This is a genomic window from Arthrobacter rhamnosi (assembly GCF_054510855.1).
In genome coordinates, this window is sequence record NZ_JBTNDT010000001.1 from 602,215 (window position 1) to 617,487 (window position 15,273).

At 72.0% G+C, this 15,273-nt stretch carries 14 protein-coding genes and 1 pseudogene; 4 read left to right on the top strand and 11 right to left on the bottom strand.

Translation table 11 applies throughout. The annotated features are described in order from the left end of the window. Positions 1-11: 11 nt before the first annotated feature. Positions 12-506, bottom strand: a complete 495-nt coding sequence (locus tag ACX80I_RS02830) for an MGMT family protein (RefSeq protein ID WP_459343642.1) — start codon at positions 504-506, stop codon at positions 12-14. A 75-nt stretch (positions 507-581) separates the two neighbouring features. On the opposite strand from ACX80I_RS02830, the gene ACX80I_RS02835 reads away from it, so the two are divergent. Then, entirely contained in the window at positions 582-1,397 is an 816-nt protein-coding gene (locus ACX80I_RS02835) for a 3'-5' exonuclease (protein ID WP_459343643.1), read from the top strand. Here the strand turns inward: ACX80I_RS02835 and hemL are convergent. The 8 genes from hemL to hemE all read right to left on the bottom strand — a co-directional run bounded on the left by hemL (position 1,394) and on the right by hemE (position 10,169). Then, positions 1,394-2,719 (bottom strand): glutamate-1-semialdehyde 2,1-aminomutase, encoded by a 1,326-nt coding sequence (hemL, locus tag ACX80I_RS02840; RefSeq protein ID WP_459343644.1) that lies wholly within the window; start codon positions 2,717-2,719, stop codon positions 1,394-1,396. The two genes, ACX80I_RS02835 and hemL, sit on opposite strands and share 4 nt — an antisense overlap. Before the next feature lie 28 nt (positions 2,720-2,747). Next, positions 2,748-3,734: a porphobilinogen synthase gene (gene hemB, locus ACX80I_RS02845; RefSeq protein ID WP_459343645.1), complete on the bottom strand. Its 987-nt coding sequence runs from the start codon at positions 3,732-3,734 to the stop codon at positions 2,748-2,750. After that, positions 3,731-4,597, bottom strand: coding sequence for a uroporphyrinogen-III synthase (locus tag ACX80I_RS02850; RefSeq protein ID WP_459343646.1), 867 nt, complete (start codon positions 4,595-4,597; stop codon positions 3,731-3,733). Before ACX80I_RS02850 ends, hemB begins: the two co-directional genes overlap by 4 nt. 7 nt (positions 4,598-4,604) lie before the next feature. After that, positions 4,605-5,552 carry a hydroxymethylbilane synthase gene (gene hemC, locus ACX80I_RS02855; protein ID WP_459343647.1) on the bottom strand — a complete coding sequence of 316 codons (948 nt, stop codon included), beginning with the start codon at positions 5,550-5,552 and terminating at the stop codon, positions 4,605-4,607. Beyond that, complete coding sequence (locus ACX80I_RS02860) at positions 5,552-6,757, bottom strand: ferrochelatase (protein ID WP_459343648.1); 1,206 nt, start codon at positions 6,755-6,757, stop codon at positions 5,552-5,554. Before ACX80I_RS02860 ends, hemC begins: the two co-directional genes overlap by 1 nt. Beyond that, complete coding sequence (gene hemQ, locus ACX80I_RS02865) at positions 6,754-7,470, bottom strand: hydrogen peroxide-dependent heme synthase (RefSeq protein ID WP_459343649.1); 717 nt, start codon at positions 7,468-7,470, stop codon at positions 6,754-6,756. The genes ACX80I_RS02860 and hemQ overlap by 4 nt, the downstream gene beginning before the upstream one ends. Before the next feature lie 72 nt (positions 7,471-7,542). Further along, positions 7,543-9,105 (bottom strand): protoporphyrinogen oxidase, encoded by a 1,563-nt coding sequence (gene hemG / locus ACX80I_RS02870; RefSeq protein ID WP_459343650.1) that lies wholly within the window; start codon positions 9,103-9,105, stop codon positions 7,543-7,545. A gap of 2 nt (positions 9,106-9,107) precedes the next feature. Beyond that, the gene (hemE, locus tag ACX80I_RS02875; RefSeq protein WP_459343651.1) at positions 9,108-10,169 is read right to left on the bottom strand and encodes a uroporphyrinogen decarboxylase; all 1,062 of its coding nucleotides are present in this window, start codon (positions 10,167-10,169) and stop codon (positions 9,108-9,110) included. Positions 10,170-10,352: 183 nt separating this feature from the next. Here hemE and ACX80I_RS02880 point away from each other — a divergent pair. Continuing rightward, positions 10,353-11,636: pseudogene (locus tag ACX80I_RS02880) on the top strand (glutamyl-tRNA reductase); the annotation flags it as partial. A 210-nt stretch (positions 11,637-11,846) separates the two neighbouring features. Here the strand turns inward: ACX80I_RS02880 and moeB are convergent. Further along, a complete protein-coding gene (gene moeB / locus ACX80I_RS02885) occupies positions 11,847-13,115 on the bottom strand; it encodes a molybdopterin-synthase adenylyltransferase MoeB (RefSeq protein ID WP_459343653.1) in 1,269 nt (422 codons plus the stop codon). Between the two features lie 212 nt (positions 13,116-13,327). Between moeB and ACX80I_RS02890 the strand changes: the two genes are divergently transcribed. Both ACX80I_RS02890 and ACX80I_RS02895 read left to right on the top strand, forming a co-directional pair. Next, entirely contained in the window at positions 13,328-13,948 is a 621-nt protein-coding gene (locus ACX80I_RS02890; protein WP_459343654.1) for a TetR/AcrR family transcriptional regulator, read from the top strand. A 49-nt stretch (positions 13,949-13,997) separates the two neighbouring features. After that, positions 13,998-14,222, top strand: a complete 225-nt coding sequence (locus ACX80I_RS02895; RefSeq protein ID WP_459343655.1) for a DUF3107 domain-containing protein — start codon at positions 13,998-14,000, stop codon at positions 14,220-14,222. Positions 14,223-14,312: 90 nt separating this feature from the next. On the opposite strand, the gene ACX80I_RS02900 is transcribed toward ACX80I_RS02895, so the two are convergent. Continuing rightward, positions 14,313-15,194: a ferritin-like fold-containing protein gene (locus tag ACX80I_RS02900; RefSeq protein WP_459343656.1), complete on the bottom strand. Its 882-nt coding sequence runs from the start codon at positions 15,192-15,194 to the stop codon at positions 14,313-14,315. Positions 15,195-15,273: the final 79 nt, after the last annotated feature.

Genomic DNA, 15,273 nt, shown 5'->3' on the forward strand with positions numbered 1-15,273 from the left:
GGTGTCGCGCGCTACAGTCCGGCGCGCCGGAGGGACGCGCCGAGGTCGGCGATCCGTCCCTGCTCCTCGGGCGCGGGCCACCACCGGGCACTCGACAGGTCGACCCGGTAATCCTCCGGGTCCGCCGGGCCCGACGGGAGGGACAACGGGGTCCCCTCCTCGTCGTAGCGGTGCCGGGCGGGCAGTGCCAGCCCCCGGGGAGGATGACCCCCGGCCCGCAGGATGCGCCACCAGGGGACGTCCCGTGTGCTCCGGGACAGGGCCCGTCCGACCTGGCGCGGTCCGCCGCATTCGAGGAGTTCCGCCACGTCACCGTAGGTCAGGACCCTGCCCCCGGGAACCAGCTCCGCGACGGCCAGGACGGCCTCGGCATAGGCCTCGGAATCGATGCGGGCGGCACGCACGGGGCGCAGGGCGCCGGGGTGCGGATTGAGAGGAGCGGCGCCCGCAGGGCCGGCGTCGACAGCGCCCCGGAGGAACCCCTGACCGCCGGCTCGTGGATGCATGGGCCAACCCTAGCCCGCCGGCACGCGCCGGAGGGGCAGCATCAATTGGTCGGACCCTGCCGATACCGTGATGCCATGACGAGCTGGCACGAGGGTCCACACGCCGCCTTCGACCTGGAGACGACCGGACGGGATCCGCTGGCCGCGCGCATCGTCACCGCGACCGTCATCCTCGTCGACGGCGACGGCAGGGTACTGGAACACCACGAATGGCTGGCCGATCCGGGTATCGACATCCCGGACGGTGCCGCCGCCATCCACGGCATCACGACGGAGCATGCGCGATCCCACGGGCTGCCCGCCGTCGACGTGGTCCGCGGCATCTCGGCGGTCCTCGCGAGGCTCTTCACGTCCGGCGTACCCGTGCTCGCCTACAACGCGCGGTACGACTTCACGGTGCTCGCGCAGGAGGGCCGGCGCCACGGCGTGGAGACGCCCCGGCCGTCGCCCGTCGTCGACCCGTTCATCATGGACAAGCAGGCGGACCGCTACCGGCGCGGCAAGCGGACGCTGACCGCGCTCTGTGAGCACTACGGCATCCGCTTCGAGCATGCACACACCTCCGCCGCCGACGTGCTCGCGACGCTGCAGGTGGGGCGGGTCCTCGCGGAGCAGTACGCGTTCCTGCGGCGGCCCGCCGCGGACCTGCACGCGTCGCTGGTCGTCTGGGCGGACCGTCAGGCGGCGAGCTTCGAGGAGTACCTCCGGAGGACGGAACCCGACGCCGTGATCGAGCGCGCCTGGCCTGTCATCGAACCCGCGCCCCAGCCGGCCGGCGTACCCGCCAGCGGGTCCGGCTGCGAGCCGGTCACCGGACCCCCTGGCATGCCGCAGGGCGAGTCGGCCCCGGCCGCCGCGACGGCCGCCGGACCCGCTGCCCGACCTGCCTAGTCGACCGGTACCGCTGCCGCTGCCGCCCGGGCCGCTGCAGGAAGCGCCGCGTGGACGCGCTCCATCGCGGCGTCGTCGTGCGCTGCCGAGAGGAACCACGCCTCGTACACCGACGGCGGCAGGTAGACGCCGGAGTCGAGCATGGAGTGGAAGAACGGCCCGTAGCGGAAGGCCTCCTGGCCCTGCGCGTCGGCGTAGTTCCGGACACCGTGCTCGGCCGTGCCGAACGCGACGCTGAAGAGGTTACCGGCCCGCTGGATGGAATGGTCGACGCCGGCCCTGGAGAGCTCCGCGGACAACGCCTCGCTGACCTCGAGCGAGCGTGCATCGACGTGGCGGTAGACGTCCTCCGTGGCTGCGGTGAGGGTGGCGACGCCTGCGGCCATGGCGAGCGGGTTGCCCGACAGGGTGCCCGCCTGGTACACGGGTCCGATCGGTGCGAGGTAGTTCATGACGTCGGCGCGGCCACCGAGCGCGGCCGCCGGGATGCCTCCGCCGATGACCTTGCCGAAGGTCAGCAGGTCCGGCGTCCAGGGGTGCTCCGCGTCGTCGGCGCCGCCGGTGAGCTTCCAGTACCCGCCCGCGTGCGTCCGGAAGCCGGTCATGACCTCGTCCACGATGAACAGTGCGCCGTGCTCGGAGGTGATGCGGCTCAGGAAGGCGTTGAACCCGGGCGCCGGCGTCACCACGCCCATGTTCGCGGGGGCGGCCTCCGTGATGACGGCGGCGATGTGCTCGCCGTGCGTACGGAAGGCCTCCTCGACGGCCTCGACGTCGTTGTACGGCAGCACGAGCGTCTCCGCCGTCGTGGCCTCCGTGACCCCTGCGGATCCGGGCAGAGCAAGGGTCGCGACGCCCGAGCCGGCCGACGCCAGGAGGCTGTCCACGTGCCCGTGGTAGCACCCGGCGAACTTCACGATGAGGTTGCGCGACGTGAAGCCGCGGGCCAGGCGCACCGCGGTCATGGTGGCCTCGGTGCCGGTGGAGACCATGCGGAGGAGTTCGACGGCGGGCACACGCTCCTTCACGAGCTGGGCCAGGTCCGCCTCGGCGGGGGTCGAGGCACCGAAGGTGAGCCCGTGGTCGACGGCGCGGTGGACCGCGGCGATCACGTCGGGGTGGGAGTGGCCGAGCAGGGCGGGCCCCCACGAGCAGACGAGGTCGACGTACTCCTGGCCGTCGGCGTCGGTGACGTACGCTCCGTGCGCGTCGACGAGGAAGCGGGGGGTGCCGCCGACCGAGCCGAAGGCACGCACCGGCGAGTTGACGCCGCCGGGCATGAGGGCGCGGGCGCGTTCGTACAGGTTCTCAGAGGTCGTCATGGTGGGTCCCTTGGCTGCGGTTCTGGTTCTAGTGGTTGGTCTCGCCGAGCCAGAGCGCAAGCTCCGAGGCCCAGTAGGTGAGGATCATCTGTGCGCCGGCGCGCTTGATGCCGAGGACCGACTCCTCGATGGCACGCCGCCGGTCGATCCACCCGTTCGCGGCAGCGGCCTCGATCATCGCGTACTCCCCCGAGATCTGGTACGCCGCGACGGGAACGGGCGACATGGCAGCGACGTCGGCCAGGATGTCGAGGTAGCTCATCGCGGGCTTGACCATCACCATGTCGGCGCCCTCCTCGATATCCAGCTCCACCTCGAGGATCGCTTCCCGGCGGTTCGCCGCGTCCATCTGGTAGGTCCGGCGGTCGCCGGTGAGCTGGGAGTCGACGGCCTCCCGGAACGGTCCGTAGAAGGCCGAGGCGTACTTCGCGGCGTAGGCCAGCACCACGGTGTCCTGGTGTCCGGCTCCGTCCAGCGCCTGCCGGATGACGGCGACCTGGCCGTCCATCATGCCCGACGGTCCCAGGACGTGGGCGCCGGCCCTCGCCTGCTCGACGGCCATCTGCGCGTAGAGCGCCAGCGTCGCGTCGTTGTCCACGGAACCGTCGTCGGCCAGCACCCCGCAGTGGCCGTGGTCGGTGAACTCATCGAGGCAGACGTCGCTCATCACGACGAGGTCGTTCCCCACCTCGGCACGGACGTCGGCGATGGCCCTGTTGAGGACGCCGTCGGGGTCGATGCCGGCGCTGCCGGTCGCGTCCCGGTGTTCCGGGATGCCGAAGAGCATGATGCCGCCTACCCCGCGCTCCACCGCCTCCGCCGCCGCCCGCTTGAGCGAGTCCGTCGTGTGCTGCACGACGCCCGGCATGGACAGGATGGGTGAGGGCTCGCTGAGGCCCTCCCGGATGAACGCCGGCAGGATGAGCTCGGACGGGTGGACCCGGTACTCGGCCACCATGCGCCGCAGGGCAGGTGTCGAACGCAGCCTCCGTGGCCGGTGCTGGGGAAAACTCATGGCTGATCTCCGTTCAGTGGTGCGGGTGCGGGCCCGGGCCGGTGCCGCGAGAAGGCTTCGCGGACGGCCAGGGCGATTCCCGGCGGTGTCGGGTCTGCTGCCGTCGCTTCCGGCTCCCAGCCCTGCGTCCGCAGGGCCGCGGCCGTTGTGCGCCCGATGGCGACCGGAAGGAAGGCCAGCGGCCCGGCGTCCAGCCTTTCATGAAACTGCCGGACGGCGCTCGGTGCGGTGAACACGACGGCGGGCTGGACACCGGCCACCGCGAGCTCCGCGAACTCCGCCCAGGTCATCAGCGGCGGCCTCGCGCCGGGCTCCTCGACGCCGGGGACACGTCGTCCGGGATGCGCGGGATAGGGCACGGTGCGGTACGCCTCGACCCTGCGGACGGACCACCCGCGGTCGGCGAGGCCTGCGCGAAGGTCGTCGGGAGCGAGATCGGCCTGCGGGACGAGCACGCCGCCGTCCCCGTGCGGGAATCCGCGCAGGAGACCGGCTGCCGAGGCGTCCTGGGGCACCAGCTGCACCGGGATGCCGGCGTCCGCGAGCAGGTGCGCGGTGGTGGAGCCGACGGCGGCGACGCGCACCCCCCCGGAGCGGACCAGGTCGGCGAGCACCGTGCCGCGGGAAGCGGCGACCATGCCGAGTGCCTGGACGGCGTTGCCGCTGGTCACCACGAGCCACCGGTACCCGCCCCTGCCGAGGGCCTCCAGTTCGGTGGCCACGGCGTCCACGTCGGCGGGCAGCTCGGTGTCCGTCAGGGGCAGTGCGTAGGTCGCCATCCCTGCGGCGGAGAGTGCGGCGGCGATGCGGACGGCCCGCGCGGGATGCCGGAGGACGATCACCGTGTCCCGATCCTTCGCCACGCGCTCCCTAGCTGTTCAGCGGTGCTATGGCGGCAGCACCTGCGGCGAGCAGGTCCTCGGCGAGGTAGAGCCCCAGCTGCGCGGCGGCGACGGCATCGGTGGCGGGCGCGGAGCGGGTCCTCCGGAGGATCGAGCGGCCGTCCGGGCTGCAGACCACGGCCTCGAGTGCGAGTTCGTTCCCCCGCAGGTGCGCGAGGGCTCCGATCGGCGCCGCACATCCGGCCTCGAGCTGCAGCAGGACCGCGCGTTCCGCGGTCACCGCCAGCCGCGTCGGCAGGTGGTCGTAGGCGGCGAGGGCTTCGCGTACCCGCGGCGTCGCCTCGGTCTCGCGGCATTCGACGGCGAGGGCGCCCTGCCCGGCCGCGGGCAGCATGACGTCGGTATCGATCAGTTCGGTGATGACGTCGTGGCGTCCCAGCCGCCGCAGTCCCGCTGCGGCGAGGACGACGGCGTCGAGGTCGCCCGGCGCCCCGGGGACGAGTCCGGCGACGCGCCCGAGGCGCGTGTCCACGTTCCCGCGGATGTCGACGACGTCGAGCCCCGGCCTTGCGGCACGGAGCTGCGCGGCGCGGCGCGGTGACCCGGTGCCCACGCGGGCACCGTCGGGGAGGGTGGCCAGCGTGAGCCCGTCGCGTGCGCACAGGGCGTCACGGACGTCCTCACGCTCGGGCACCGCTGCCACGGTGAGCCCGGGTGCCGGAAGGGTGGGGAGGTCCTTGAGCGAGTGCACGGCGACGTCGCACCGCTCCTCGAGCAGTGCATCGCGGAGGGCTGCGACGAAGACGCCGGTGCCCCCGATCTGCGAGAGCGATCCCTTCGAGACGTCTCCCTCGGTCCGGACCCGCACGAGTTCGTAGGGAAGGCCGGCGAGGCCGGAGACCTTCTCCGCCACCGTCGTCGTCTGCGTCATCGCGAGGGCACTGCCCCGCGTCCCGACCCGGATACCTGCAGCCATCACATCTCCGGGTTGGGACGCGGCGTCCCCACGGTCGAATCGACGGCCGCGATCGTCGGCTTCTCACCGCGCCGGTTGGCGCAGCAGTTCGGCCGGCAGACGTCGTACCAGGGGCCGAGGGCCGTGGCGGCCGGGCGGTCGGCGATGTGATGGTCGATGGTGCGCTCGAGGATGAGGTCGATCAGGCCCTCGACGAACTTCCGGTGGGTTCCGGGGGTGGGGACGCGGTCGGCGACGATACCGAGTTCGCCGCAGGTCTCCAGCGCCTCCGTGTCGAGGTCCCAGGCCACCTCCATGTGGTCGGAGACGAAACCGAGCGGGACGATGACGACGCCGCGCGTGCCGTCCTCGTAGCGGTCGCGGAGTGCGTCGCTGATGTCCGGCTCGAGCCACGGGATGTGCGGCGCGCCGGACCGGGACTGGTACACGAGGGACCACTCGACGCCTGCGGCCTCCGGGATCCGGTCGAGCACGGCCTGCGCCGTCGCGAGGTGCTGCGCCACGTAGGCCCCCTCCTCGTGGACGGGGCCGCCCTCGCCGTTCCGCGGTCCCGCGGCCTCGGCGTCGCCCATCGGGATCGAGTGGGTGGAGAACATGATGTGGACGGGGGCGTCCGGCGTGCCCTGCCCGGCGAGGCCGGCGCGGACCTTGGCGAGGCCCTCGGTCACGCCTTCGACGAAGGGCTCGACGAAGCCCGGGTGGTCGAAGTACTGGCGGACCTTGTCCACCTCGAGCCGGCCCTCGAGGCCGGTCTTCACGAGCGCCATGCCGAGGTCCTCACGGTACTGGCGGCAGCTCGAATAGCAGGAGTAGGCACTCGTAGTGACGGCCAGCACCCGGCGGTGGCCGGCGTCGTACGCCTCCTGCAGGGTGTCGGCGATGAAGGGCTCCCAGTTGCGGTTGCCCCAGTAGACCGGCAGGTCGATGCCGCGGCGGCGCAGTTCGGCCTCCATGGCCGCGCGGAGCGCCCGGTTCTGCCCGTTGATGGGGCTCACGCCGCCGAAGGCACGGTAGTGGTGCGAGACGGCCTCGAGCCGCTCGTCGGGGATGCCGCGCCCGCGCGTCACGTTGCGCAGGAAGGGGATGACGTCGTCCTGCCCCTCGGGTCCGCCGAAGGAGGCGAGCACGATGGCGTCGTAGGCCTTCGGCGCCATCCTGCCGGACTCGTCCACGCCCTCGAGGGGGTCGAATGCCTGCGCGGTCATCGGAGCACCTCGGCGATCTCGCTGGGCTCGATCCGACGACCGGTGTAGAAGGGGACTTCCTCACGGACGTGGCGGCGCGCCTCGGTCTCCCGGAGGTAGCGCATGAGGTCCACGAGGTCCACGAGCTCGGGAGCCTCGAGTGCGAGGATCCACTCGTAGTCGTTGAGTGCGAAGGACGAGACCGTGTTCGAGATGACCTGGGGGTACTTGCGGCCCTTCAGTCCGTGGTCCGTGAGCATCTGGCGGCGCTCGTCGGTGGGCAGGATGTACCAGTCGTAGGACCGGACGAACGGGTACACGCAGACCCATTCGGCGGGGGCCACACCCCGGGAGAACGCCGGGCTGTGGGACTTCGAGAACTCGGCGTCGCGGTGGACGCCCATCGCCGACCACACCATGGTGGTGCCGGCGAACATCCCGGTGCGGCGCAGTGCGCGGACCGCGGACTGGAGGTCCTCGGGGCGGGGACCGTGCAGCCAGACCAGGACGTCGGCGTCGGCACGCATCGCCGAGACGTCGTAGAAGCCGCGGAGCACGACGCCGTCCTCGGCGAAGGAGGCGACGACGTCGTCGAGCGCGGTGCCGGAGTCCGTCGGTGCGGTTCCCCGCTGGAAGACGGTCCAGAGTGTGTAGAACAGCTCACCGGGGGCTTCGGCGCCCTCTCCGGTCTGCTGTGGAGCGTGGGCGGGGTTGATACCGGTGAGCTCAGTCATGGCACTAGTTTGCCCCCTGCCCGGAGGCGAACCGAAATCCTCCAGTTCTACAAAGCGTAGAAGAGAGGAACGTCACACCTGACCGGGGGATCCTTCGTCGGTGGGGGTCCCGATGGGGGCGTCGGCGAGGGCATGGGCGAGGGCATCGGCGAGGGCCTCTGCCCTTGCACGGGCATCGTCGATGACGGACACCAGGCCGGTGCCGGCGAGCCATCCGCCGGTCACGGCGAGGGAGGCCGACCGGCCGGCGACGAGCGCCCGGATCCGGCCGACCCGCTCCCGGTGGCCGACGGAGGCGTGGGGCAGGGCCCCGGCCCAGCGCACGACGTCCCAGTCGAGTACGTCCGCGTCCCGGATGGCGACGCCGAGGAGGGTCGAGGCGTCGGCGAGCGCGTGCCGGTAGAGGACGTCGTCGGGCGTGGCCAGTCCGACGTCGGCGGGCGTGTCCCCCACCCGGCCGAACGACAGGCGCAGGACGTGCGAGCCGGGGCCGGCCTCGTCGCGCAGCCACGCCCACTTGGCGGTGGCGTGGGTCAGGGCCTTGGCGGCGACACCCTGGACGCCGCGGGCCACGAGGACGCCGGTGCCGCGGGGGCGGGCGTCGAGTTCAGGGACGTCGACGATCAGGGTGACGAGCGCGACGCCGGGTACCGGGTCGGGCCGCTCGGTGGCCATGGCGGGGATGACCGGGGCGAGGAGGTCGACGGCGGCCCGGCCCTCCGTGGCGACGAGGACGCCGTCCGCCCGGATGTGCCGCGTCAGCGTCGAGTGCTCCGTCGTCACGGTCCAGCCCGCGCCGGAGGAGGATATCGCCCTGACCTGCTCGCCGACGCGCAGGTCGGCGCCGCTCGCGCGGAGCTCCTGCACGAGGGCGTCCCGGAGCTGGGCCATGCCTCCGACGAGGCCGCCGACCGCGGCACCGGCAGGAGCCGCCGTCCGGAGCGCCCCGGCTGCCGCCCCCAGCGACCCGAGGCGTGCCATGGTGGCACGCAGGCCGGGCGCCACGGAATCGACGTCGAGGTCGTCGGGGTCGGCGGAGAAGACGCCGCCCGCGACGGGCGCCACGAGCCGGTGGAGGACCTCGTCCCCCATGCGGGTCCGCACGAGTTCACCGAGGCTGACCCTGCTGCGGGTCGCGAGAGGCCCCACCGGCAGGACCCGGTCGAGGGATGCCCGCAGGGCTCCGGCGCGGCCGATCACGGCGATGATCGCGGGATCGGAGGGGTCCGCGGGGATGCCGAGCACGCCCGACGTGGGCAGGGGCTGCGCGGATGCCCCGAGGTCCTTGCCGGGGAGCTGCACCCAGGCACCGCCGGCGTCGGGAGACACGATGCGGCCGCCCAGCCCCAGTTCGTCCGCGAGCGCCGGGACGGTGGCGGACCGCGTCGAGAAGGACTCGGCGCCGCTGTCGAGCTGCAGGCCCCCGAGCACGCGTCCGTCCACCGTGCCGCCGAACCGGCCGGACCGCTCGAGCAGGGTGACGGAGACTCCCCGCTGCAGGAGCGTGCGCGCGGCGACCAGGCCCGAGATGCCTCCGCCGACCACCACCGCGGTGCGGCGCCCCGCCCGCTCCAAAGCCGCGGCGTCCCCGTGCGGCTCCGCCTGCGGGCCCTCGCTCCCGGTGCCGCGGGCCACGCCTACGGCTCCACCGAGTGGATGAGCTCGACGACGCGCGTGAGAACCGCCGGATCCGTGTCCGGCGGTACGCCGTGGCCCAGGTTCACCACATGTCCCGGAGCCGATGCGCCGGCGGCGAGGACGTCCCGGACGTGCTGTTCCAGGACGGGCCAGGGAGCGGTCAGCAGCGCCGGGTCGATGTTGCCCTGGAGCGGCACGCCGCCCCCGAGGCGACGGCTGGCCTCGTCGAGGGGCAGGCGGTAGTCGACGCCGATCACGTCCACCCCCACCTCGTGCATGGCCACGAGCAGTTCGGAGGTGCCCGTGCCGAAGTGGATCAGGGGTGCGCCGAACCCTCGTACGTGGTCCAGTGCGCGGCGCGACGCCGGCGCCACGTGGCGGCGGTAGTCGGCCAGTCCCAGCGAGCCGGCCCAGGAGTCGAACAGCTGTGCCGCACTGGCCCCGGCCTCCAGCTGCGCGCGGAGGAACATGCCGGAGGCGTCCGCCGCCCAGTCGGTGAGGGCACGCCAGGTCCCGGGGTCGGCATGCATCATGGTGCGGGGGCCGAGGTGGTCGCGGGACGGCCTGCCCTCGACCATGTAGGCGGCCAGGGTGAACGGCGCCCCCGCGAACCCGATCAGCGGCGTGGAGCCGAGCTGGGCGACGGTGAGCGCGACGGCCTGGCGGATGGGTTCGAGCGCCTCGTCCGTCAGCGTTGGAAGGGCGGCGACGTCGGCCGCGGAACGGATGGGCGCGCCGAGGACGGGGCCCACGCCCGGGACGATGTCCACATCGACCCCGGCGAGCTTGAGCGGGATCACGATGTCGGAGAAGAAGATGCCCGCGTCGACGTCGTGCCGGCGCACGGGCTGGAGGGTGATCTCGGACGCCAGCTCCGGATCCAGGCACGACTCGAGCATGTTGGTGCCCTCGCGGAGCGCGCGGTACTCGGGGAGGGACCGGCCCGCCTGCCGCATGAACCACACAGGGCGGCGGTGCGGTGTCCGTCCCCGGTAGGCCGAGATGAGTGCCGAGTCGGACGTGCGTCCGTCGACCAGCGGGTGCGATGCTCCAAGGTCCATACCGCCGATTGTGCCGAAGATCGCCGCGGATGGTTAACCGGCGGTCGGTGCGCGACGGCGGGCGTGGCTAACATCACTCCTTCCGGGGAGGGGCAGAATCCCGCAGGAATCCGCGGATTGCAAGCCCGGGTAAGGATTGCCTGTCCGGTGCGGAGGCCCTGTTCTCGGTATGATTGCAGGGTTGTGGTACTTCTTTCACTTGTAGCGACACACTCGAACGTGGACCTGGAAACGGTCGCCCGGCTCAGCGTCGGGGCACCCCCGGTCCCTTCCGCCGTGCTCGCCGACGACAGGGCCGTCTCCGGCGCCGTCGTCCTGGCGACGTGCAACCGCTTCGAGATCTACGCCGAGGCCCCCTCCGACGACGACGTGGAGGCCGCCCGGTCCGCGATCGTCTCGACCATCAGCGAGTACTCCGGCATCCCCGAGCAGTCCGTGTCCTCATCCTTCGAGACCCACACCGGCCAGGACGTCGCCGAGCACCTGTTCGCCGTCGGCGCCGGACTCGACTCGGCCGTCATCGGCGAACGCGAGATCGCCGGCCAGGTCCGCCGCGCACTCATCGACGCCCAGGGCTCCGGTGCTGCCAGCGGCGGCCTCGTACGACTCTTCCAGGCCGCATCGAAGACCGCCAAGGACGTCGGAGCCCAGACGGCGCTCGGCAGCCGGGGCCGCTCGATCGTCTCCGTGGCCCTGGAACTGGCCGGGGACATCTCCGAGGACGCCGACTGGTCCTCCAAGACCGTCGTCGTGTTCGGTACCGGAGCCTACGCGGGTGCCACGATGGCCGCCCTCAGGGAGAGGGGCTGCACGGACATCTCCGTCTTCTCCTCCTCCGGACGCGCCGAGGCCTTCGTCGCGACCCGCGGCGGGACAGCGGTGGCCGCCGCGGACCTGCCCGGCGCCATGGCGCGCGCCGACGTGGTCATCGGCTGCAGCGGCAGTGACGCACGCATCGACGGCGCGGACATCGAACGCATCCGCGCCGGCAGCAACCGCCCGCTCGTCATCATCGACCTCGCCCTCAGCCACGACTTCGACCCCGCCGTCGGCACCCTCGAGGGCGTGGAGCTCATCACCCTCGAATCCGTCCGGGCCGCCGCCCCCGAGGAACAGGCCGACGCGCTCACCCAGGCCAGCGATCTGGTGCGGGAGGCCGCGCGTTCCTTCCAGGAGCAGCAGAACACCCGCGCCATGAACGCGGCGATCGTCGCGCTGCGCCGGCACACCCAGGCCGTCCTCGACTCCGAGATGGAACGCGTCCGGGCCCAGCACGGATGCACCGCCGCTGCCGAGGAAGTCGAGTTCGCCCTGCGGCGCATGGTCCGCCAGCTCCTGCACGTGCCGACCGTCCGCGCACGCGAGCTCGCCGCCGAGGGACGCCAGGACGACTACACCGCAGCCCTCGAGGCCCTCTACGGGATCGACGTCGCACCCGCCGGGAAGGCACCCGCCGAGCAGCCTCCGGCAGCAACCGGTTCACCAGCAACCGGCTCGGGGCCGGCCTCCCGGTCCGACGCCGTCGTCCTGGCCGCGCCCCACGCCCAGCACGTCCACGCGCACGGCTCGCACGCCGACGGCGCCGCCTGTCCCGTGGACCACGAACAGTCCGCCGAGAGCGCCTAGCCGCCCGCCCCGCAGTCCCTGCCGTTCCCTGCAGTTCCGTCCACGACGGGACTAGTAGGTCAGTTTCTCCGGTTCGATCCTGCGGACCCACTCGAGGATCCCGCCGTCCACGGACCGCACGTCCGGGTGGCCCTGCGCGCGGAGGAACCGCACGACGTCGGCGGAGCGGATACCCGACTTGCAGTGGACGAGGACCGTCCGGCTGCTGTCGACCGCCGCGTCACCGTCGAGGATGGAGTTCTTCGGGACCAGCACCGCGCCGTCGATGCTCACGATCGCGTACTCCTCGGGATTGCGGACATCCAGCAGGTCGAAGTCGGCGTCCCCTGCCGCCCGTGCTGCGAGGAGTTCGGCGAGCTCGTCCACCGACACGGTCGGGACCGGCTCGTCGGCCGGAACCGCGTCCGCAGCGCCGGCGGCGGGCATGCCGCAGAACTGCTCGTAGTCGATGAGCTCGGTGATCCGGGTGGCCGTCGGATCAGGCCGCACCCGCAGCTCCCGCCAGCTCATGTCCAGGGCGTTGAACACCAGCACTCTGCCGAGCAGCGTCGTCCCCACTCCGGTGATCAGCTTGATCGCCTCGTTGACCATGACGGACCCGATCTGAGCGCACAGGACGCCGAGCACCCCGCCCTCCGCACAGGACGGCACGGACCCGGGCGGCGGCGCTTCCGGGTAGAGGTCGCGGTAGGTGGGGCCGTGGTCCTGCCAGAAGACGCTCACCTGCCCGTCGAAGCGGAGGATGGAACCCCACACGTAGGGCTTGCCGAGGATCGCCGCGGCGTCGTTCACGAGGTAGCGCGTGGCGAAATTGTCCGTGCCGTCCACGATCAGGTCGTACCCGCCGAACAGCGCCAGCGCGTTGGACCGGTCGAGCCGTTCCCGGTGCAGGATCACCTCGACCAGCGGATTGAGGTCCAGGATGCTGTCCCGCGCGGACTCCGCCTTCGACCGACCGAGGTCCGGCATGCCGTGGATCACCTGGCGCTGCAGGTTCGAGAGCTCGACGACGTCGTCGTCCACGATGCCGAGCGTGCCCACTCCCGCAGCAGCGAGATAGAGCAGCGCCGGCGAACCCAGCCCGCCTGCGCCGATCACGAGCACGCGTGCATTCCGGAGGCGCAGCTGCGCGTCGACGCCGAAGCCGGGGATGATGAGGTGCCGCGAGTAGCGCAGCGTCTCGTCCTGGGTCAGGGTCCCGCTCGCGTCCACGAGCGGCGGCAATCCGCCCGGTCCGGACAGCGACGGCGGGACCTCGGGGCTCTCCGTGGCGGAGGCGCCGGCATTCGCGAGGGCCGGTGAGGACGGGAAAGCGGTCATGCCCAAGGGTATTCCGCAGGACGGCGGGCGGGCCAGCGCAGGCCCGTCCACGAGGCCGCCCGGCGTCGGCGGTGGCAGCCCGCAGTGGCCGTCGCGGTCGACGCAGCCGCCGTCCGACGGCTGTGTCCGGCACGCGGAGGGCCGATGCCGTCCGGGGGTCGGTGGGTAAACTGGGCGGACGTCCCTGACCTTTGACCCGAGGATTTTCCCCCGTGAGTGATGAACCGACCGCCGCAGGCAAAGCCCCCCGGCTGCCGCGAGACGAACGCCGGCGCCAGCTCCTGGCGGCTGCGCAGGAGGTCTTCGTGGGCAACGGGTACCACGGTGCGGCCATGGACGACATTGCCGTGGCGGCCAGGGTCAGCAAGCCCGTGCTCTACCAGCACTTCCCCGGCAAGCGCGACCTCTACCTCGCGCTGCTCGACAGTCATCTCGCGGAGCTCACGCAACTGCTCGTCGACGCGATCCGCTCGACGGACGACAACAAGCTGCGCGTGCACGCGACCATGCGAGCCTACTTCCAGTTCATCGCGCAGGACAGCAAGGCACACCGGCTCGTCTTCGAGTCGGACATCAGCAACGAACCCGACGTCAGCCGCCGGCTCGAGGAGTTCAATGCGCACTTCGCCAACGCGATCGCCGGGGTGATCGCCGGTGACACCCAGCTGTCCATGGTGGAGGCGACGCTGCTGGGACGCGGCCTCGCGGGCATGGCACAGATCAGTGCGCGCTACTGGCTGGAGACCGACGGCAGCCTCGACATCGATGCCGCGGCGGAGCTGATCTACCGTTTAGCTTGGCGCGGAATCAGCCGCTTCCCCAAGGAGATCTAGGGTAGGTTTCGGTACGAATCACAGGTTCACTACACAGGAGGCATGCGCCGTGGAAGTCAAGATCGGTATCCAGAACGTCAACCGGGAGATCATCCTCGAGTCCTCCGAGAGCGCGGATGCGATTGCCGAGCTGGTGTCCCAGGCGATGAGCAGCGGTTCCGAGCTGCGCCTCAAGGACGCCAAGGGCCGCCAGGTCATCGTCCCCACGTCCGTCCTCGGCTACGTCGAGATCGGTGCGGAGGAGACCCGGCGCGTAGGCTTCGGCGCGCTCTAGTCCCGAGGAGACCCGCGGTGGACGGCGTATGCCGCCGCCGCGGGTTTTTTCTTGCCTGCCCTACACCTGCCCGCCCCGCACCTGCCCGCCCTAGGCGGTGAGCCCCAGTGCGCTCATGCGGCGGGAGTGGTTGCGGGTCAGCTGCGAGAAGAGGGCCGTCGTGTGCTGCGTGGTGTGCGCCTCGTCCTCGAACAGCAGGCCTGCGAGGTACTCGCGTTCGATGCCCACCCGTTGCGCCTGTGTGAGCGCCTCGCCCACGAGCCTGCGCCCCCAGAGCGCCAGCCGCGAGGCCAGCCGCGGGTCCTCGGAGAGGGCTTCCTTCAGGCGCCGCTGCAGGTGCGCGGCACCCTCACCCGAACTGATCGTACTGATGAGCTCGCGGGTGCGCGGGTCCAGGCTGTCCGCCAGGGCCCGGTAGAAATCTCCGGAGAAGGCGTCCAGGACGTAGGCCTTCATGAGCGACTCGTACCAGTCTCCCGGGCGGGTGCGCTCATGGAAGGCGTCGAGGGACGCCTGGAACGGCCCCATGGCATCCTCCACCGCGACGCCGAGCTGCGCGAGGAAGCGGCCCACCAGTTCGAAGTGCTCGAATTCCTGCACCGCGAGGCGCGCGAGGTTGGCCCGGTCCGCGAGGCTGGGTGAGAACCGCGCATCCGACGAGAGCCGCTCGAAGCCCGACAGTTCGCCGTAGGCGATGACGCCGAGCAGATCGGCGACGAAACGCGCGTAGCGGGGGTCGGCGAGGGGGTCCCCGGCAACCCCGGCCGATCCGGCAGGAGCAGATCCGCCGGCAGCCGAGTCAGCCGCGGCCGATCCGGCAGCAGGTTCAGCAGGAGCAGGTCCAGCAGCACCCGGCGCGGCAGCATCCGGCTCAGCGCCCGTCGGCGCAGGCGCTCCCGGCGAGCCGAAGGACGCGGTGCGGTACGGCTCGGTGGCGGAGAGGGCCGTGCTGTCGGAGGAGCCGTTGTTCATTCTGCAAGAGTACGCAATCGAAGGCCCGGGGCAACCTGCAGCACGGCGTCCGGGTCTGTTGCGGGACGCCGTCCGCGGT

Bases quoted from the DNA above. Each gene is read 5' to 3' on its own strand.
- ACX80I_RS02830 (WP_459343642.1), bottom strand. From the start codon at position 506: ATGCATCCACGAGCCGGCGGTCAGGGGTTCCTCCGGGGCGCTGTCGAC.
- ACX80I_RS02835 (WP_459343643.1), top strand. From the start codon at position 582: ATGACGAGCTGGCACGAGGGTCCACACGCCGCCTTCGACCTGGAGACG.
- hemL (WP_459343644.1), bottom strand. From the start codon at position 2,719: ATGACGACCTCTGAGAACCTGTACGAACGCGCCCGCGCCCTCATGCCC.
- hemB (WP_459343645.1), bottom strand. From the start codon at position 3,734: ATGAGTTTTCCCCAGCACCGGCCACGGAGGCTGCGTTCGACACCTGCC.
- hemC (WP_459343647.1), bottom strand. From the start codon at position 5,552: ATGGCTGCAGGTATCCGGGTCGGGACGCGGGGCAGTGCCCTCGCGATG.
- ACX80I_RS02860 (WP_459343648.1), bottom strand. From the start codon at position 6,757: ATGACCGCGCAGGCATTCGACCCCCTCGAGGGCGTGGACGAGTCCGGC.
- hemQ (WP_459343649.1), bottom strand. From the start codon at position 7,470: ATGACTGAGCTCACCGGTATCAACCCCGCCCACGCTCCACAGCAGACC.
- hemE (WP_459343651.1), bottom strand. From the start codon at position 10,169: ATGGACCTTGGAGCATCGCACCCGCTGGTCGACGGACGCACGTCCGAC.
- moeB (WP_459343653.1), bottom strand. From the start codon at position 13,115: ATGACCGCTTTCCCGTCCTCACCGGCCCTCGCGAATGCCGGCGCCTCC.
- ACX80I_RS02900 (WP_459343656.1), bottom strand. From the start codon at position 15,194: ATGAACAACGGCTCCTCCGACAGCACGGCCCTCTCCGCCACCGAGCCG.